The following is an 18,674-nucleotide window of genomic DNA, read 5'->3' on the forward strand; positions in this document are numbered from 1 at the left end:
CTAAATCATAAATATTTTTATTATTACTAGTTACCCATTAGTAATAATTACACTTTTTTGGATCATAGGAATCTGGACACATGTCAAACGCCAAATCTCTTGAAGAACTAGAGCAAAAGCAAGATTTTATTCGCCGTCACATTGGGCCAAGCCCAGAGCAAGTAAGCGACATGCTGAGCGCGCTTGAAGTATCGAGTGTACAAGAGCTGATCGATCAAACTGTACCTGCTAGCATTCGCCTAGAGCAACCGCTAACAGTTGGACAAAGCCGTACTGAAGTTGAAACACTAAGCTACTTAAAATCAGTAGCAAGCAAAAATAAAGTTTTCAAATCATACATTGGTCAAGGCTACCACCCAACACATGTACCACACGTAATTTTACGTAACGTACTTGAAAATCCGGGTTGGTATACTGCGTACACACCGTATCAGCCAGAGATTGCACAAGGGCGTTTAGAATCATTATTAAACTTCCAGACTATGACCCTAGATTTAACCGGTCTTGATTTAGCAAGTGCATCACTACTTGACGAATCAACAGCCGCTGCAGAGGCTATGGGCCTTGCAAAACGCGTATCAAAAGCGAAAAAAGCCAATGCATTTTTTATTGCTGACGACGTACACACACAAACAATCGACGTAGTAACAACGCGTGCCGAGCAGTTTGGTTTTGAAATAATTGTCGGTAAAGCAGCAGACGCGGTTAACCACGACATTTTTGGTGCCTTATTCCAATACCCATCTACATCTGGCGAAGTGGTAGACATAACTGACCTAATTGCTGGCGTACAAAGCAAAAAGGCCATTGCCTGTGTTGCTGCCGACATAATGAGTTTATTACTATTAAAAGCACCGGGTAAATTAGGTGCCGACGTAGTATTAGGTTCGGCTCAGCGTTTTGGTGTACCTATGGGTTACGGCGGTCCTCATGCTGCATTTTTTGCAACACGTGACGCATACAAACGTTCATTACCAGGTCGTATTATTGGTGTATCTAAAGACCGTTTAGGTAACGACGCACTACGTATGGCAATGCAAACGCGCGAACAACACATTCGCCGCGACAAAGCCAACTCAAACATTTGTACAGCGCAGGTACTCCTTGCCAACATGGCAGCGTTTTACGCGGTGTACCACGGCCCACAAGGCTTAAAAACTATCGCGCAGCGTATACATCGCTTTGCTGATATTTTAGCTGCTGGCCTAAAAGCTAAAGGCATCGCACTTAAACACAGTACGTGGTTTGATACGCTAACAATTGCAGATGACAACAAAGACGACGTAATAGCACGTGCCATTGCAAAAGGCGTAAACTTTGCTACAAACCACGAAGGCGAGTACTCAATTTCGGTATCAGAGACAACAACACGTGCCGATATCGCTGAGTTATTTGATATTATTTTAGGCGAAGGCCATGGCCTAAGTGTTGACGCTATTGCAGCAGACGTTGAAGCAAATGGCAGCGAGTCAATTCCTGTAAGTTTAGTACGTGACGACGAAGTACTAACGCATCCAAACTTTAACAGCTACCACAGCGAAACAGACATGCTTCGCTACATTAAGCGACTAGAAAGCAAAGATTTATCGCTTAATCACTCAATGATCTCGTTAGGCTCATGTACCATGAAACTAAACGCGACTGCAGAGATGATCCCAATTACGTGGCCTGAGTTTGCAAACCTTCACCCATTCTGCCCGCTGGATCAAGCAGAAGGTTACCAAATAATGATTGGTGAGCTACACGACTGGCTAGTAAACATTACCGGTTACGATGCAGTATCACTTCAGCCAAACTCTGGCGCACAAGGTGAATACGCAGGCTTAATCGCGATTCGTAAATACCACGAGTCACGAGGGGATGCACACCGTAATGTATGTTTAATCCCAAGCTCTGCGCACGGTACTAACCCTGCATCAGCGCAAATGGCGAGCATGAAAATTGTGGTAGTTAACTGCGACAAAAACGGTAACGTAGACATGGTTGACCTTAAAGCGAAAGCTGAAGAAGTGTCTGAAAACTTATCGTGTATCATGATCACTTACCCGTCTACGCACGGCGTATACGAAGAAACAATTCGCGAAATTTGTGACATTATTCACCAGCACGGCGGCCAAGTTTACATGGACGGCGCAAACATGAACGCACAAGTGGGTGTAACAAGCCCAGGCTTTATTGGCTCAGACGTATCGCACTTAAACTTGCATAAAACGTTTTGTATTCCACACGGTGGCGGTGGTCCAGGTGTTGGCCCAATTGGTGTTAAATCGCACCTAGCGCCATTTATGCCAAACCACAGCGTAATTAACGTACCTGGTACTAACATCGGTAACGGTGCGGTATCGGCAGCGCCTTACGGCTCAGCCGCTATTTTACCTATTTCATGGGCTTACATTACCATGATGGGGTCAGAGGGCTTAAAACAAGCCACTGAAATGGCTATCGTTAATGCTAACTACTTAACGCATGAGCTAAGCAAGCACTTCCCAATTTTATACCGTGGTCGTAACAACCGTGTTGCTCACGAATGTATTGTTGACCTACGCCCGCTTAAAGAGCAATCAGGCATTACTGAAATGGACGTCGCTAAGCGCTTGCAAGATTATGGCTTCCATTCACCCACTATGTCGTTCCCAGTAGCTGGTACATTAATGATTGAGCCAACTGAGTCTGAATCAAAAGGTGAGATTGACCGCTTTATCGAAGCAATGGTGTCAATTAAAGGCGAAATTGAAAAAGTAATCTCTGGCGAATGGTCAATTGAAAACAACCCGCTCGTGTTTGCACCGCATACACAAGGCGACGTATTAGGTAACGAATGGGACCGCGCATACGACCGTTTTTACGCTGCATTCCCAGTGCCTGCAGTCGCTAAAAACAAGTTCTGGCCAACCGTTACACGTATAGATGACGTATACGGCGACCGTAACTTAGTATGTTCATGCCCAGCTGTAGAGACTTACCGCGACTAATTTTTGAATTTTAATAGGTAGTAAGTTCCACTATAGTTTGGGAATTTGTCAAAATTAAAAAAGCCGTTGCAGCAATGCAACGGTTTTTTTGTGCGTGTTTAAACATTGTAGACGCACAGCTTGCTGGCGTGTTGGGCGCAGCCCAAAAGGTGTTTAAGTATTGTTGGCGTTTAGCTTGCTGACGCGCGGGCGGCAGCCCGAATAAGTATTTGAATAGGTGCTTGAGGTTACCATCACCGATAATGTGAATGCGTTTCGCACTTTTTAAAGATTAGAAACCTTATTCAAGGTTTTGTCACGCTGGCGACCGCAGCCAAAGAGGGGCTGCCGCTGGTCCCTCTCTGGACACTCTCAGCGCACCCGAGCATCACGCTATTTCCTTCAAATAATTATTTGATGTGAACGTAAACGGCGAAGATAGGCCATCCATGGCCTAGTTTCGCCTTATCGCGCATCCATGCGCGACATTACTCATCAATTGCTTATTTTCAGGGCGTGATGACGGGGGAGGGTGTTAAACGTGAGGTTAGTGTTTGGTCTTGGCAAGAAGCAAGACTGACCCTCTGTATTTCCTCTAGGTTGAGTGAAACGAAACCCAACAAATCACAAATATACTTACTCGCTCAAAAGCCAAGAGTATGTGTTATTTATTGTAGGCGTTTAGCTTGCTGGCGCGCGGGCGGCAGCCCGAATAAGTATTTGAATAGGTGCTTAAGATTACTATTACAGATAACGCGAATACGCTTCGCATTTTTTAAGATTAGAAACCTTATTCAAGGTTTTGTCGCGCTGGCGACGGCAGCCAAAGAGGGGCTGCCGCTGGTCCCTCTCTGGGCACTCTCAGCGCACCCGAGCATCACGCTATTCCCTTCAAACCACAATCGATGTGAACGTAAACGCCATGAAAGCACATCCATGTGCAAGCATGGCTTTCATTTCATCCATGAAATGAATTACTCATCAATTGCTTATTTCAGGGCGTGATGACGGGGGAAGGGTGTTAAACGTGAGATTGGTGTTTGCTTTTGGAAAGAAACAAGATCTGACCCTCGCATTTTCGTATGGGCGTAGGTTGAGAAGAGTGAAACGAAACCCAACGAATCACAAATATACTTACTCGCTCAAAAGCCAAGAGTATGTGCTATTTATTGTAGGCGTTTAGCTTGCTGACGCGCGGGCGGCAGCCCGAATAAGTATTTGAATAGGTGTATGAGATTATCATCACCGATAACGCGAATACGTTTCGCACTTTTTAAAGATTAGAAACCTTATTCAGGTTTTGTCGCGCTGGCGACGGCAGCCAAATAGGGGCTGCCGCTGGTCCCTCTTTGGACACTCTCAGCGCACCCGAGCATCACGCTATTTCCTTCAAACCACAATTGATGTGAACGTAAACGCCATGAAAGCACATCCATGTGCAAGCATGGCTTTCATTTCATTGCCTACATGGATGTAGGTACTTAGGATTTGTCGGGAACAAAATCCTGCCATGAAATGCATTACTCATCAATTGTTTATTTTCAGGGCGTGATGACGGGGAGGGTGTTAAACGTGAGATTGGTGTTTGGTTTTGGAAAACTTAAGAATTGACACTGAACGCTTTCACTGTATTTTTAAACATTTACTTTATATGTCGTTTTCTATTAGATATTATAGATACTTAAATTAAAAGGGATATTTTTTGTGTATACAGTTGAAGAAATTACTATTGACGGCTTCTGGCATCGTTTAAATGCCAAATGTAAATTCAATGAAGACGTTAATATTATCATAGGGAAAAATGGAACAGGTAAAACTACCTTTATGAATATTGTCCACTCTGCACTTTCTGTAGATCTTGATGGTATTCTTGAGAGTGATTTTAACTCAGTCGTTATTAAATTATGCAATGGGGCAAAGAAGAAAACTATAAAACTGAATAAATTAGAAAGTGATCGACCGCCTTTTCAGATTATTGAATATCAAATATCTAACAAAAAGCATTTATTAAGAGCTGTAGCTCCTGATGATCGAATCCCATCTTCATACAGAAGAAGAGCAATGGAAGAGGCTAGAGATCTAAAGCGCGAACTAAATGCTATGATTAACTTATCATCATTATCAGTTTATAGGTTGAGAAATACAGAAGATCTTGAGATAAAAGATCGTACAGGTAAAAAAATAATATCACCTGTCGATCATCGCTTAGAGCAGTTGAAAAGTGCTTTAACTCAATACCAATTAGAGTTATCTCAAGAAATTAACACTATTTCAACTAAGCTTCAAGATGACGTATTGGCCTCTATTTTATATTCTGATAGTCGGGAAAGCGATATAATTATACCTAGAGATTTTAATAAAGTAGAAGAAAAAAGGTCTCTCTTCTTAGCTTATAAACGATTACGAAAACTCGATGGAAATATCAGGGGTAAAATTACTAAACATATTGATGCCATCGATGAGGCAGTAAAAAAATTAAATAATAACGAAGAGCTTACAGAGAAGGATTTTGGCGCGTTTCAATCATATGTTCGAACGCAAGAAATAATTGAAATGTCATTGAAATCTGAAAGTGAAATAGATATTACATATCAACCAATAACTAACTTCTTGAATATGATAGGAGAGTTTATTGAAGATAAAGGTTTTGTTTTTTCATCTGGCAACTTAATGGCTTTTAGTCGTATTATCGATGATTTTTCAGATATCCCCATGGAAAAATTATCTTCTGGAGAAAAACAATTACTTATATTATTAATTGAGACTTTACTTCAAAAAAATAAAAAATGTGTTTATTTGACTGACGAGCCAGAACTCTCACTCCATGTTCAATGGCAAAGAAATATCCTTCCCGCTATTAAAAAATTAAATCCTAATGCGCAAATAATTGCAGCAACACATTCGCCAGAGGTTGCTTCAAAATATAAGACTGCACTTATTGATATGAAAATGGTGTTGTCTGATGCCAAATCTTAATTATTCTAATGGGGCATTAAATGTATATAGCGCATTTTTTGGCGCTGAAAAAATGTTATATGTAGAAGGTGATGATGATCTGGCTTTTTGGGATATAGTACTAAGTAGTTTCAATATACAAAATATACAATTACAAGAGGTTGGTGGGGACGAAGAGCTAGCAAAATATATTCTAAAAATTAAAAATAACGAAATAGATGCCATTGCGGCTAAAGATTGTGACTTCTCGATATTAGAGGATGATTATGAAGAACTTGATAATGTACTGGTAACATACGGTCATTCGATCGAAAATACACTTATTTGCCCTAATGTTATGGCTAAAGTTATAAAATCTTATGGAAGAGTAGTCTTAACCGACGAAGAAAAAAAAGAGTGTGAAAATTGGTTAAATACTTTTTATCACTCATTTAATTCTTTAATAAAATATGATGCAGTCAATGAGCTGAGGAAAACAGGTTTGAATGTTTTATACAGTAATTGTTCAACATTTATGAAAACCAGACTTTCTCCATTACCATGTGATGAAAAGATTACAACCAAAATTAACTTACTTGGAGAGCAAGCTAATTTCGAAGCTGATTTGGTTGAAGTGATAACTAAAATAGACAACGTCGACAAGGGGATATTTGACTTCCTACGAGGGCACTTTTTATTTTCAGCAGCGCTGAGATATATAAATTATGTGCTAAAAAGTAAGGGCTCCCAGAAAACAGCAAGCAATGATGCCTTATTTAGTGGCTCTATATTAGCTTTAGAGGGATTGTTAAAAGAGGGACACCCTCACTATCATCATTATGAAAACCAAATAAAGCGAATATTATAAAACTAGCTTTTGAGTCTTTATTTATATACGTTTTTTATGAACCTAAGTGGTCGCCCATTAGGGAACCAAAGGGGTCAAATCTTGACTTCATACATCAATGGTCTAGATTTATAGTTTATTGCTCATTGAGTTTATTATTATGTCTAGACCGCTGCGAATAGAGTATGAAAATGCGTTTTATCATGTGATGAATCGCGGCAGAGGGCGTGAAAACACTTTTTTGAGTGATGACGATTTTAAGCACTTTTTATACTGCATTGAACAAGCAAACCTTCGTTTTAATATTGAAGTGCATTCGTATTGTTTAATGACCAATCATTACCACCTACTTATAAAAACCCCTGATGCAAATTTAGGCAGAGCCATGAAGCATATTAATGGCCTTTATACGCAATATTTTAATAGAACACATAATACAGATGGTGCACTGTTTAGAGGTCGCTACAAGGCGGTGCTGGTGGATGCTGATAATTACTTACTACATGTTAGTCGTTATATACATCGTAACCCAATAGAAACAAGTACACCGTTAGTAGATGAGCTAATTGACTATAAATGATCTAGCTATTCAGCTTTTATCAAAAAAACAGCAACGCCAAAATGGTTGGTTCGAGACTTTATATTTTTGCTTCAAGGAAAAAATCGTAAATATGCTGCGTACAAACAGTTTGTTGAATATGAAAACAATAAAGAAATAAGTGCTTTTTATGGCGCTAAAAAGTTATTTTCGGTGTTGGGCGGCGATGAATTTATTCAGAATATTAAGGAGTATATCGCAAAATCAGACAACGAAAAAAGCGTTGTTGTTCAGAGGCGTTCAACTGATGATGTTATTGCGTATTTAGCTAAATATTTTTGTATAGATGCACATGATATTTTAACGGTTAAAAAAGGGCGCAAAGAGAAAAACTTGCCTCGTATGTTTGCCATAAAATTATGCCAAGATTTAACAAGGCAAAATTTGAAAGCGTTGGCCGTTGCTTTTAATGTTCAACATTATTCTGCCATATCTCAAACGGTATGCAGGCTAAATAAGTTAATAATTGAAGATGATAAGGTCAACTTACAGTTCGAAAAACTTCGAGATAGTTTGATGTATGAAGTCAAGATTTGACCCCAAGCCTAGCGGACCCAAGCCTAGCGCAAGCCTAGCCTGGACCCCAAACCTAGCCTGACCCCAAGCCTAGCCTTGCAAACCTTCACAGACCACAAGCCCTTTGACCCCAAACTCACTCAACTTCCTTGGATGAAATATAGAAATATGAAACGATAAACTCCGCTAGAATAGCCAGTGATAGAATAAGTAGCAGCAAAAGATCTGGCACTGTAAAAAGAGCAACTACAGGCAAAGCTATACCTAGCCCTAGCGCTGTACCGCAGTGGATTGTATATAAGATAAATAGTTTACTTATTCCGTTTTCAGAGGCGATGTTTGTAGGCTTAGTGAATTTAATTTTCCCATAATAAATTAATATAACTAAGCCTAATATAATAAGCCCTATCATTTTGGCTCGCTAATACTTATAAGATATAGCTCATTTAAATTTTTCTCTTCACAAACTAAGGTCATTGTACGGACTCCACTTGTTAACACGGTAATTAAGGCCGGAAATATCACAAATTTCAGTGTTGTTGTTTCAACTTGGCCGGCTAACTCGGCTATTAATTCATTGTTTGAGATTGAATACTGCTTTTCCGCTTGCTTTCATTCAACTTTATAAACCTCTAGGATTCGTCAGGGTCAAATCTTGACTTCATACATCAGTGGTCTAGATTTATAGTTTATTGCTCATTGAGTTTATTATTATGTCTAGACCGCTGCGAATAGAGTATGAAAATGCGTTTTATCATGTAATGAATCGCGGAAGAGGGCGTGAAAATACCTTTTTGAGTGATGACGATTTTAAGCATTTTTTATACTGCATTGAGCAAGCAAGCCTTCGTTTTAATATTGAAGTGCATTCGTATTGTTTAATGACCAACCATTACCACCTACTAATAAAAACCCCTGATGCAAATTTAGGCAGAGCCATGAAACATATTAATGGTCTCTATACGCAATATTTTAATAGAACACACAATACAGATGGTGCACTGTTTAGAGGTCGCTATAAAGCGGTGCTGGTGGATGCTGATAATTACTTACTACATGTTAGCCGTTATATACATCGTAACCCAATAGAAACAAGTACACCGTTAGTAGATGAACTTATTGGCTATAAATGGTCTAGCTATTCAGTTTTTATTAAAAAAGCGGCGACGCCGAAATGGTTAGTTCGAGACTTTATATTTTCGCTTCAAGGAAAAAAGCGCAAATATGCTGCGTACAAACAGTTTGTTGAATTTAAAAACAACAAAGAGATAAGTGCTTTTTATGGCGCTAAAAAGTTATTTTCGGTGTTGGGCGGCGATGAATTTATTCAGAATGTTAAGGAGTATATTGCAAAATCAGACAACGAAAAAAGCGTTGTTGTTCAGAGGCGTTCAACTGATGATGTTATTGCGTACTTAGCTAAACATTTTTTTATAGATGCACATGATATAGTAACGGTTAAAAAAGGGCGAAAAGAGAAAAACTTACCTCGTATGTTTGCCATAAAGTTATGCCAAGATTTAACAGGGCAAAATTTGAAAGCGTTAGCCGTTGTTTTTAATGTTCAACATTATTCAGCCATATCTCAAACGGTATGCAGGTTGAATAAATTAATAATTGCAGATGATAAGGTCAAATTACAATTCGAAAAACTTCGAGATAGTTTGATGTATGCAGTCAAAGTTTAACTCATTTGGTTTTTTGGTCAGCCCTCTGGAGAAACAAGTTTACTATGGTGCTGTATTGTAGTTGGAGGAGGTACGGGTAGTTAGATAGAAAATATTTCTCAGGAAAAGGAGATAAATTGGGAGGGGTTTTATATGAGAAGATTGAAAAGTGATTATTGATAGCGAACTTTTTGGCTTACTTTTATTTGGGATTGGCTTAGGTGTCATTTTTATCATTATTTTACCTTTAGCCTTTTATTTAAAAGGGAAAAAGCTCAGAATTGTTGAAGATATTTTAGAGTCAGGAAACCGCTATTATTCCCTAAATATTTTTATGGCGCTCCACGGTTTACTTCATTATGGCAGTGTATTTTTATTTGATTGGTATGCAAAACGTTATAATTTATTAAGTGATAGAAATAAGGTGCCAGCTCAAGCCTCGATACTATTTAAAGTGTATTTTGTAATTTTTATGCTTTGCGTACTTTTAATGTTTTTATCTACATTATTTTTTGAATAATGACTTTAGGCGATAGAAAAACCAAAGGGGTCACCCATTAGAAAGTTCCGGTCAAGCAGGCAGCTGTGTTTCCTTGATCTTTTTATTCAAAAACCAAGTGTTCTTATTATTTAAACTCACTTTTATTAAGTGCTTAGTACTGATTAATAAGTACAATAGTTAAAATTTATTTATTTTAATTTTATATTTACAAGGAAGTTGTTTATATGAGTGATGTAACGCCATTTTTATATATTGCTGTTATGGCTTTTTATTTTTTACACAAAAACGAAGAAGGTAAAATACTAGTACCAATCATTGCTTTTGCAGCAATACCGTTATTTAGTAACGATTACTGGCTGTGGTTTAAAGTGAGTATAGGGCTGAGCATCTATGTTTTAATGGTAGAAAAAGCTAAAGCCGGATATACAGGAGGTGGAGCCGTTTCAGCATTTGCTGCATTTTTTATAGCGGCTTATTTAGTTAGTGCCCTCATGCATACTGTTATGTTTATGGTAGCTGATATTAGTTTTTGATTATTTAAAACCAGATTACTTACCCATTAGATTTACAGTAGCTCAATTCTAAAATTATGTATTGTAGCTTGCTTTTTAAGCTCGCAAAATATAATTTAGGTACAACATAGACTAAATTAAAAGGAATTAACTATGATAAATCTACCTGCATGGAATACTCTACAGAAAAACTACCCAGCACTGCCTGCGCCAGCTATTTTTAAAAAATTGGTGGTAAGGTGGAATTAAACCATGATATTGGTGTTTTTAATAACGCATGCGCAACACGTATCTCTCTCGCTTTAAATAGCGCAGACTCCACCCATAAGATCCCTTACTACAAAGCTATCGCTCCCAATGGAAAATTTGAAGGGCAGATTTCTTCAGGAAAAAATAAAAACTGGTATATTTTTCGAGTAAAAGTACTGATTAAGTATTTAACAGAGAGGTATGGTAATCCAGATATGTATAAACCAGCAATACATGAAAAAGAGCTTAATGGTCGTAAGGGTATTATTATTTATGAAGTAAATGGCTGGTCTGACGCTACTGGGCATGTAGATTTATGGGATGGAAATAAATGTGTTTATAAAGGCTACGGTAGCCAGTCAAATAACGTTTTATTTTGGGAAGCATCGTGATGTCGAAGTTTAAGGTAATAGGAGTTTTTTTATTATTAACCTTGAGCCTTTCATGCACATCTATGCCAGAGAAAGGTAAAGATCCACTGATGGATTTTGCTAGTGCAAATTGCTTTTTTTGGTATTTCAAAGATAACAACATTTCTACTAGTGATATTAGTAAAATAACAGGTGGAATCGTTGAGATGAGTAGCTATTCGGCTGATAAGTTTCAGCAGGTCGCGTTGCTGGTTAAAAATTATTCACCTCAATTGAAAACAAAACATGAAGTTGAGATACAATTGGCAAAATGCTTTTTGTTAAAAGATGATGCAAGCTTCATAAAAGAGCTTAAAACCATAGGTGAATCTTAATTAACTTCATAAATTTTCCTTTTTTAATATGGAGATCAGGTCTTAATTTTTAGAATGATCTTCATGTAGAACTAAAGGGATCCCTCAGGACCTGATCCTATTGGTTTCTACAAATACTCCTGAGATAAAAATCTATAGGTTATTTCCTCCGAAATTCAACTCTGTAAAACACAGCGGCTTGCTTAACCGGAGCTTTCTAATGGGTGACCCTGCTTGTTATTGCTTGATCATTTTTGAAGCTCAGCAGTTAAAGTAACCACTTTAGGCGCTAAAATTGCTTGCGCGTGTAATTTTCGGTTTGGCTAACTGTTTTTACTCGCCAATTTTGAACTTTCAAACTCTGCATTTATTTTGTTGGGATAAGTCCGCGACCTATATTAAATTTTGATGCATTTATCATTTAAGTTATTTTTCATCTATCGCAACTGGCTCAAGCGTTGTCATTTTTAAATAAACCCTATTTTCAATATCCAACTTATCAACAGGGTATTGGCCCCGAATATTTTCATTATAAAACTTACCCATTGAGGTTGAGTAATACAGCTCATCCCATAATAAGATAGGTATATTATAATAACGGTAAACGCTTCCTGATTTGAATTTTAGGTCAAGGATTTTATTGATCGTTGAATAGCCAATGTGTGAAAAAGCACTTGAATTTACTGGGTGTTGTTCAAACAAAGGAAATGGGGTTTGGTTTAACAAAGAAAGCTTGATCCCAGCGCTTATTGCATTTGCAACTGCATTATTTCTTAGGTACGCATCAATTAGCCCATGACCAGTTGAATCAAATAAAGACTCAGCAGAATAGTTTGAAGGTAAACTACCAAATAAAACCCTTACAGCTTGCATGACCCAGTCTTCGTCAAGTGTAAGGTGTGAAATAATCTCTTTATATTCCTCCCCCAAACTTCCTCCCATTGAACTTGTTGGTGTTGCTACTGCGGCTAGGCTAACCATTGGATAATCGGAAGCAAGATACCCGTCGCTATATTGATAAGTAGATATGGCTTCCTCAAAAAGAGCATTGGTGTAAAAGTTACCTTGTGAGTGACCAATAAGAATAATACGGTTGCAAGAGTGCATTTGAAATTGAAGTCTTTGAAATGCATTTTTATAGTCTGTCTCGTCAAGAATAGAGTAATTTACTTCAGTAAATACATCCTGTAAAACTGATTCAATTTGAGCGATATCTATATCTGATAGTGAGCTAACTGTGCCTCCAATTATTGCCGTTATTATACGGTACTCTGGTGAGAATACGGGTAAGTCACTATATTTTTGCTGTGCGACTTCATATATTTGCATAAGTATAGCTTCACTTTTATTATAACTTCCCGCAGGAAGTGCTCCTTTTTTAAATTCTAGTAGATGAAAATCTTGAAAGTAACTTAATTCATTTAAATTAGCTTTGTATTGCTTGATATTAGTCCGCACCCCATTTACATAGAAAATGCGTACATTATCAATATTTTTAGAGCAGTACCGATCTAGTGCATGATAATTACCATAAGTAAAAATTGGAAATATAAGAAAGAATAAAATATATGTAGCTTTCATTTTATGTCCTCCTTAAGTATTTTGCAGTCTCTATCAGCGCCGTAATGAAAATCGTCATCCCAAGCAATATAGTCACTAATTTTATTTTGACTTTTACGGTTAGCGTACGCTCTATCTATCGTATTAAAGTATAAAACTTCGGGTTCTCTAAAGTGTGGGTGTGAATTTTGTAAATATCGAACACAGTAACTTATGTTAATCATATCTAAAATAATCTGTTTACCAATTTCCGCATCTAAATTTGGTATACGACCTTGTTCAATATCAATAACTAATTGTAACGTTGAGGCTGTGCCTAAACTAAAAGTGATGAGCTGCGGTGAATCAAACTTTTCATATACAAGCCGTTCATAATCATCACGAATACCATTATCATTTTGGTCAATACCGTCTAGCGTTTTATAGTCATCTGGGTGCGCAGGAGGTAAATCTGGTGTTAGGTAAAATAAGTCTTGAATGCGTTGCCAGCTGCTATGGGGTTTGGGTTTATTATTCTTATTCCAATAACGGGCAAAATAATAATCGGTATTGTGTTTTACCAAATTGCCACCTCGGTATACCTTGTTTGCTTGCCACTTTTTTATCACTGTATCTTGTACCCAAATCCAACCATCCCAATGGGGTTGATTTTCTATTGGTTCAATCCCTTTAACCCAAAAGGCAGCAATAAATAGGCTGTTGTTGTGAGTGACTACATCACCAGCTACGTATATTGAACCGGCCTCCCATGGCTGATGATTTGGCTCAATGTCTGCTAAATTAGTATTTGCGGATTGCTGAGGTAGTTGAAAAATATTGGCAGCGTAAGTTTGTGAGTGAAACAATATGCCAACGATAATTATGAGCTTAATCATATCAAATTCCTTTTAATTGGAGTTCCATTACTTTTTAAATCAAGCCCAGTTTTTAGGTAATTGCAAGGTGAAGGACTGAATTTTTCAAAACTATTACAGAGTGATTAGGGCGTGATGGTGGAAGGGGGTTAAACGTGGCATTAGTAATTGGCAAAAAATAAGATTTGCACTCTGAATTTGATCACATTACTGCAAATATTTACCAAAGGGTTTTACGTTATTTATCAAAAAGATGAACAGATTATTATTAGTGATTTAGGGATGGAGTTGGAAGGCTACTCCGTATTTTATTGATGATTGCTGAGCAAAAAAATAAGCAGCTGCTCCAAGGAGAGTATCAAAAGCTCAGTAACCGATTGCCGTTAGGTAAGCTCGCACTTATTTTTACTCGTATTACTGATCCAAATACTGATTTATCAACAATTGAGGCAAACTCCCGCAGCACAATAATGAATTTTAGTTAAAAGAATACGATGCTATCGTTAATGCCTGATTTATTCATCAGGCCCTTTGAGCGTAAAAACTAAATGTTTGCGCATGTCTTTTAAAATAACGCCTTTTTTTAACATTGCTCCGCTTAAACGCTTTTGCCACTTTAATAACTCTGGCTCTGCCGCAGATAACACTTGCTCACTCTCAAATTGAAAGCACATTAGCAAAGAGCCTGGAAATAAGTGGTATTGAACGTCAAACCAACATTGCAGCATACCAGGAAGTTCAGCACGACCTTGTTCTTCTAGTTTATCGGCAATATTAAGCACAAGAGTTTGCTGTTTTATTTGCACTGCAGAGAGTTTTTTCATGTTTAATCCAAGTTAGCGGCTAAAAAATGCAGCCGGAATGCGGGCATTATACGCAAGCTTGTAGGCAGGCAACAACTCTCAGCCAAGTATTGAATAGAATTTATTATACGTATGCCTTGCTGGTACTCTTTAGAATGCAGGTTCACTCTTTTAAATAAGCAGCGAAGATAAGTTTTTTGTGCTAATTAACCATTTTTGAGAGGTGATTCAATACCATATATTGGCTCTCTCCGATTGCAAGACAATTTGAATCGTTTAAAGTAGGCACTAAGGCGCTTAGTTTGTTAGCTATTGACTATTTAAACACGCATAAAAAATAGTTTAAACGACCACGTTACGCTATTAGCTTAACGTGGTATTGCTGTTTTATTTAAAACATCGCATCATATTTTTAGCACTTGCTCAATTTTAAAAAAGCACACAGTATTAAAAAACTAACCGAGTATACAAATGAACCGGCGAGCAGTTTTTCTGTAAGATTAAAAATAATGAATCGATATTGCCGGTCTTATATCTCGATTCAATCTTCATAAGCATTAAGGATTTAAATAATGGAAATTACTGGAAGCTGTTACTGTGGTGAAATTAAATACCAAGCAAAGTCTCAAAATAATAATGTACTTGTTTGCCATTGTAGCGATTGCCAACGTATGTCGAGTGGCCCATTTAGAGCTGTTATAATTGCAGAGCCAAACTCAGTAGTATTTACCCAAGGTGAGCCGAAAGAGTTTGTTAAAACAGCACAAAGTGGTAATAAACGTGCGCAAGGTTTTTGCGGTAACTGCGGTACAACACTTTATGCTACAAACGCAGCAAAACAAGATCGAGTGTATGGCCTGCGCATTGGCGCAGTTGACCAACGTGATGAGTTTAAACCGTCTGCACAAATTTGGTCTCAATCAACGCTAAGTTGGTTGAACGATTTACACAAAATACCAGCTTTTGAAACTACGCCATAAAAATAAATTTTGTAGAAAGTCAGTTTTTCTGAAATTTTATTAGTTAAACAGCTGTCTATTTTAGTAGTTAACCTGAACTCTGGTTAAGGGATTTATTATCCAGAGTTCAGGTTAGTTACAACAGAGGAAACATTATGTGTAGTTCACCAAAAAGCAGCCGTGCAGTAAATAAAACAGCAATAAATTTTAATAATGAATTAACGCAAGAGCAGCGCCTACGGTTTGCTGCAAAAGCTAACTTAGCGCAAGAGCGCCGTGAGCAGCGCCAAGCTACTAACAAACGCTATGAGCAAAAGCACCTTAGCAATAAGTCGTCACATGGTTTATTTTCGTGGCTACAGCAACTCGTTAGCTGATTTGGCTAAAGTGGTATTTTTACCACTGCCCAAACCGCACAGTGCACACAATACACCTGCAATAGCACACAGCCACAATGGTATGTTCCAATTTCCTGTTGTCGTATGCAATGCTCCAGCAAGCATTGGTCCGATAGCGGCGAGTAAATACCCTACACTTTGTGACATACCCGAAAGCGATGCTGCTTGCTGAGAGTTATCGCTTCGTAAACTAATAAACGATAGCCCCAATATAAAACATGCACCAGAGCAAAAACCCAACATTAAGGTCCACACAAAAGCAAAGTTAGCCATGTAAAGCAGCCCCAATGCACTAAGTGCACTCAACATGGCTAAAATAAAGCTAAGCGCGCTTTGATCTTTTAATTTGGAAAGTAGCGGAATTAGTATTAACCTAGGCAATGCCGTCGCTTTCTGATAAGCAAAGTGTACAGCAGGTGTCGGGGTTATTAGGGTATGAGTCGGTGAGTGCGTTTATAACTATGTTTAAAAAGGTAATGAAAAAGTCGCCCATGAAATACATGAGCGATTTAAATCAGTTAAATTAACGCCTTACCACGTATAAGTTGCCGAAAGCATTGCGGTACGTGGTTTGCCAGGAAAGTACCTGTCGCCTGTAAAGCTCGTATAATCGGCGCGCTCTGCATAAGCCTCATCAGTTAAGTTAATTACGCGAGCAAGTACTTCAAGGTTATTAGTAACTTGCCACTGCGCGCGCAGGCTTAAAACATAATGCCCTTGGTATTTATTTAAGTTTTCTGGGTCGGTGTAGTAGTTACCAACGCGATGCCACTGCAAAGCAAATTGCGTATTACTGAGTGCTTGCCATGTTAAATCAAGATTAGCAATATTACGCGGCGCGGTGTCTATGTCGTTGCCGTTTATGTTTAAACCATTGAGTACTTGGTTGTTAGTATAAGTATGCTTTGCGTAAGTACCAGCAAAGTTAAGGGCAAGCGTTTTTGTGAGCTGGTAGTCAAGTTCAAGCTCAATGCCACGATGGCGAGAGCTGCCATTGTTTACCGTAAAAAAGTCGCTATCGCGGTAAATTGTGTTGTGTTTACTCATAGCGTAAACCGACAGGCCATAACGTAGTTTTTCGTAAACCCCTTTAATACCCAGCTCTGCGTTATTCGCTATTTCGGCATTTAAACTTGCTGTTGTTTGCTTGCGTTGTAATTGGTATAACTCAGCGGCTTGTGGCGCTCGGTAACCGCGCGAAAAGTTTGCATAAAGCGTGTTATTTGTATTGTACTGATAGCTAACCCCAATCTTTGGCGATAAATTACTAAAGCTATTTTTAGCACTCGCTGGGCGGCTGTATCGGCAGCCACCAAATCCGCATTCACTGCCATCGTCTTTTGTTCTACCTGCTAGCATATTATTGGTGTAGTCGTACTGCATATGCTCGTAGCGCAAACCCGCTGTTACTAACCACTTATTTAATTGCCAATCAACCGATACAAAAGGCGCATAAAGCGTTGCGTTTACATCGTAATCGTAATGCTTACCTTGTGGCACTGTAGCAACTAAAAATGCAGAGCCTTGAGTGGGCTCATTTTGGCTTTGAGTAAAATCGGCTTGCGTGTATTCGCCATCAAGCCCTAGGTTTATTTTTATATTGCTTTGTAAATTATGTTGATAAAGCGATTGTACGCCAAAGCCTGTTTGACTGTTTTTTTCAAGCGGTGTGCCGGGCAAAAAGTGCTTAAAAAAGTCCATACTTTGCTCGCGAAAATATAACGTAGTAGAGAGCACATCATCGTTGTTTAATTGCCATGTTGCATTGCTCCACGCTCTAAATGCGCGTGCTTTTCTAAATGCGTTTGGATCAAAGTTTTTTTGCGCGAGGTCTTCGTTTTTATAGCTTTCAAAACCGGTAATAAATCCAGCAGTTTGCTGATCTAGGTTTGTGTAAGTAAGCCCAGAGGTCAGTAATAAATTATTATTTGAATAGCGATGGCGAATATTTACTTTTTGTTGCTCTACGCTTTCGTCGTCGCGGTAACCGCTATCGCCGGTAACACTTACGTTAATGCCTATGCCGCTATTGCCGTAATCTTGCCCTGCGCGTAATTTGTAGCGAGTATAGCCGTACGAGCCATAATCTAAACCAACTAAACCGCCGCCTTGAGTAGTGTCGGGTGTTATAACATTAATAACACCATGCACAGCGTTTGAGCCATAAAGTGCAGAGCCTGGGCCTTTTAATACTTCAATGCGCTGCGCCATTTCGCTGTGCGCTTCAAATAGCTCGTTTATATTGCAAAATCCAGCGGCTCTCAGTGGTATACCATCCTCTAGGGTTAATATGCCACCACATGCGCCAGCGCCCGAAAGTACTTGTGAACGTAGTGCGGGTAAATACTCTTGACCATTTCCGCGTTGAATATTTGCACCCGCTACACGTTGCAAGGCTTCTTCAATATGGGTAGGTGCTATGCTATTTAACTGCGCTTCACTGAGTGTACTTATTGATAATGGGAGTGGGGTAGAAAGCGCTTCAATACGTGATGCAGTGGTTGTTATGGTTTCTATTGCATCATTATTTTGATTATCGGCAAATGCAGTGTAGCTAAAGGGTAATAACAGTGGCAAAAAATAAGGTTTCATACATTCCT

General features: G+C 38.5%; 17 protein-coding genes and 1 pseudogene. 13 read left to right on the plus strand and 5 right to left on the minus strand.

Going from position 1 to position 18,674, the window contains the following annotated elements; translation table 11 throughout:
- Positions 1-80 precede the first annotated feature (80 nt).
- The 10 genes from gcvP to ACJJVZ_RS06830 all read left to right on the plus strand — a co-directional run bounded on the left by gcvP (position 81) and on the right by ACJJVZ_RS06830 (position 11,521).
- Complete coding sequence (gene gcvP, locus ACJJVZ_RS06785; RefSeq protein ID WP_405599215.1) at positions 81-2,972, plus strand: aminomethyl-transferring glycine dehydrogenase; 2,892 nt, start codon at positions 81-83, stop codon at positions 2,970-2,972.
- A 1,683-nt stretch (positions 2,973-4,655) separates the two neighbouring features.
- Entirely contained in the window at positions 4,656-5,927 is a 1,272-nt protein-coding gene (locus tag ACJJVZ_RS06790) for an AAA family ATPase (RefSeq protein ID WP_405599217.1), read from the plus strand.
- Complete coding sequence (locus tag ACJJVZ_RS06795) at positions 5,914-6,753, plus strand: DUF4435 domain-containing protein (protein WP_405599219.1); 840 nt, start codon at positions 5,914-5,916, stop codon at positions 6,751-6,753. The genes ACJJVZ_RS06790 and ACJJVZ_RS06795 overlap by 14 nt, the downstream gene beginning before the upstream one ends.
- Positions 6,754-6,892: 139 nt before the next feature.
- Entirely contained in the window at positions 6,893-7,312 is a 420-nt protein-coding gene (locus ACJJVZ_RS06800) for a transposase (protein WP_405599221.1), read from the plus strand.
- Positions 7,313-7,378: 66 nt separating this feature from the next.
- Positions 7,379-7,867 (plus strand): hypothetical protein, encoded by a 489-nt coding sequence (locus ACJJVZ_RS06805; RefSeq protein WP_405599223.1) that lies wholly within the window; start codon positions 7,379-7,381, stop codon positions 7,865-7,867.
- A gap of 692 nt (positions 7,868-8,559) precedes the next feature.
- A complete protein-coding gene (locus ACJJVZ_RS06810) occupies positions 8,560-9,534 on the plus strand; it encodes a transposase (RefSeq protein ID WP_405599225.1) in 975 nt (324 codons plus the stop codon).
- Positions 9,535-9,682: 148 nt separating this feature from the next.
- Positions 9,683-10,033 (plus strand): hypothetical protein, encoded by a 351-nt coding sequence (locus ACJJVZ_RS06815; protein ID WP_405599227.1) that lies wholly within the window; start codon positions 9,683-9,685, stop codon positions 10,031-10,033.
- A gap of 206 nt (positions 10,034-10,239) precedes the next feature.
- The gene (locus ACJJVZ_RS06820) at positions 10,240-10,548 is read left to right on the plus strand and encodes a hypothetical protein (RefSeq protein ID WP_405599230.1); all 309 of its coding nucleotides are present in this window, start codon (positions 10,240-10,242) and stop codon (positions 10,546-10,548) included.
- A gap of 218 nt (positions 10,549-10,766) precedes the next feature.
- A complete protein-coding gene (locus ACJJVZ_RS06825; protein ID WP_405599232.1) occupies positions 10,767-11,168 on the plus strand; it encodes a type VI secretion system amidase effector protein Tae4 in 402 nt (133 codons plus the stop codon).
- On the plus strand, positions 11,165-11,521 hold the full coding sequence (locus tag ACJJVZ_RS06830) for a hypothetical protein (RefSeq protein ID WP_405599235.1): 357 nt from the start codon (positions 11,165-11,167) through the stop codon (positions 11,519-11,521). Before ACJJVZ_RS06825 ends, ACJJVZ_RS06830 begins: the two co-directional genes overlap by 4 nt.
- Before the next feature lie 405 nt (positions 11,522-11,926).
- On the opposite strand, the gene ACJJVZ_RS06835 is transcribed toward ACJJVZ_RS06830, so the two are convergent.
- From ACJJVZ_RS06835 to ACJJVZ_RS06845, 3 genes are all read right to left on the minus strand, one after another.
- On the minus strand, positions 11,927-13,081 hold the full coding sequence (locus tag ACJJVZ_RS06835; RefSeq protein ID WP_405599236.1) for a KTSC domain-containing protein: 1,155 nt from the start codon (positions 13,079-13,081) through the stop codon (positions 11,927-11,929).
- Positions 13,078-13,935, minus strand: coding sequence for a chitodextrinase (locus tag ACJJVZ_RS06840; RefSeq protein WP_405599239.1), 858 nt, complete (start codon positions 13,933-13,935; stop codon positions 13,078-13,080). Before ACJJVZ_RS06840 ends, ACJJVZ_RS06835 begins: the two co-directional genes overlap by 4 nt.
- Positions 13,936-14,429: 494 nt before the next feature.
- Positions 14,430-14,738, minus strand: a complete 309-nt coding sequence (locus ACJJVZ_RS06845; protein ID WP_077535933.1) for a hypothetical protein — start codon at positions 14,736-14,738, stop codon at positions 14,430-14,432.
- A 551-nt stretch (positions 14,739-15,289) separates the two neighbouring features.
- Here ACJJVZ_RS06845 and ACJJVZ_RS06850 point away from each other — a divergent pair.
- Positions 15,290-15,697 carry a GFA family protein gene (locus tag ACJJVZ_RS06850; RefSeq protein WP_182702906.1) on the plus strand — a complete coding sequence of 136 codons (408 nt, stop codon included), beginning with the start codon at positions 15,290-15,292 and terminating at the stop codon, positions 15,695-15,697.
- Positions 15,698-15,831: 134 nt separating this feature from the next.
- Positions 15,832-16,053 carry a hypothetical protein gene (locus tag ACJJVZ_RS06855; RefSeq protein WP_193156332.1) on the plus strand — a complete coding sequence of 74 codons (222 nt, stop codon included), beginning with the start codon at positions 15,832-15,834 and terminating at the stop codon, positions 16,051-16,053.
- Here the strand turns inward: ACJJVZ_RS06855 and ACJJVZ_RS06860 are convergent.
- Entirely contained in the window at positions 16,033-16,455 is a 423-nt protein-coding gene (locus ACJJVZ_RS06860) for an MFS transporter (RefSeq protein ID WP_405599243.1), read from the minus strand. The two genes, ACJJVZ_RS06855 and ACJJVZ_RS06860, sit on opposite strands and share 21 nt — an antisense overlap.
- Here ACJJVZ_RS06860 and ACJJVZ_RS06865 point away from each other — a divergent pair.
- Positions 16,452-16,601, plus strand: a pseudogene (locus ACJJVZ_RS06865) (AraC family transcriptional regulator); the annotation flags it as partial. The gene ACJJVZ_RS06860 and the pseudogene ACJJVZ_RS06865 sit on opposite strands and share 4 nt — an antisense overlap.
- A 4-nt stretch (positions 16,602-16,605) precedes the next feature.
- Here the strand turns inward: ACJJVZ_RS06865 and ACJJVZ_RS06870 are convergent.
- Positions 16,606-18,666 (minus strand): TonB-dependent receptor, encoded by a 2,061-nt coding sequence (locus tag ACJJVZ_RS06870; protein WP_405599246.1) that lies wholly within the window; start codon positions 18,664-18,666, stop codon positions 16,606-16,608.
- Positions 18,667-18,674: the final 8 nt, after the last annotated feature.

The sequence above is a fragment of the Pseudoalteromonas sp. Ld19 genome (genome assembly GCF_045064135.1).
Taxonomy (GTDB): domain Bacteria; phylum Pseudomonadota; class Gammaproteobacteria; order Enterobacterales; family Alteromonadaceae; genus Pseudoalteromonas; species Pseudoalteromonas aliena.

What these genes read in the sequence shown, in the direction of transcription:
- ACJJVZ_RS06800 (WP_405599221.1), top strand. Translation starts at nt 6,893, where the DNA reads ATGTCTAGACCGCTGCGAATAGAGTATGAAAATGCGTTTTATCATGTG.
- ACJJVZ_RS06850 (WP_182702906.1), top strand. Translation starts at nt 15,290, where the DNA reads ATGGAAATTACTGGAAGCTGTTACTGTGGTGAAATTAAATACCAAGCA.
- ACJJVZ_RS06795 (WP_405599219.1), top strand. Translation starts at nt 5,914, where the DNA reads ATGCCAAATCTTAATTATTCTAATGGGGCATTAAATGTATATAGCGCA.
- ACJJVZ_RS06855 (WP_193156332.1), top strand. Translation starts at nt 15,832, where the DNA reads ATGTGTAGTTCACCAAAAAGCAGCCGTGCAGTAAATAAAACAGCAATA.
- ACJJVZ_RS06845 (WP_077535933.1), bottom strand. Translation starts at nt 14,738, where the DNA reads ATGAAAAAACTCTCTGCAGTGCAAATAAAACAGCAAACTCTTGTGCTT.
- ACJJVZ_RS06870 (WP_405599246.1), bottom strand. Translation starts at nt 18,666, where the DNA reads ATGAAACCTTATTTTTTGCCACTGTTATTACCCTTTAGCTACACTGCA.
- gcvP (WP_405599215.1), top strand. Translation starts at nt 81, where the DNA reads ATGTCAAACGCCAAATCTCTTGAAGAACTAGAGCAAAAGCAAGATTTT.
- ACJJVZ_RS06840 (WP_405599239.1), bottom strand. Translation starts at nt 13,935, where the DNA reads ATGATTAAGCTCATAATTATCGTTGGCATATTGTTTCACTCACAAACT.
- ACJJVZ_RS06810 (WP_405599225.1), top strand. Translation starts at nt 8,560, where the DNA reads ATGTCTAGACCGCTGCGAATAGAGTATGAAAATGCGTTTTATCATGTA.
- ACJJVZ_RS06820 (WP_405599230.1), top strand. Translation starts at nt 10,240, where the DNA reads ATGAGTGATGTAACGCCATTTTTATATATTGCTGTTATGGCTTTTTAT.
- ACJJVZ_RS06835 (WP_405599236.1), bottom strand. Translation starts at nt 13,081, where the DNA reads ATGAAAGCTACATATATTTTATTCTTTCTTATATTTCCAATTTTTACT.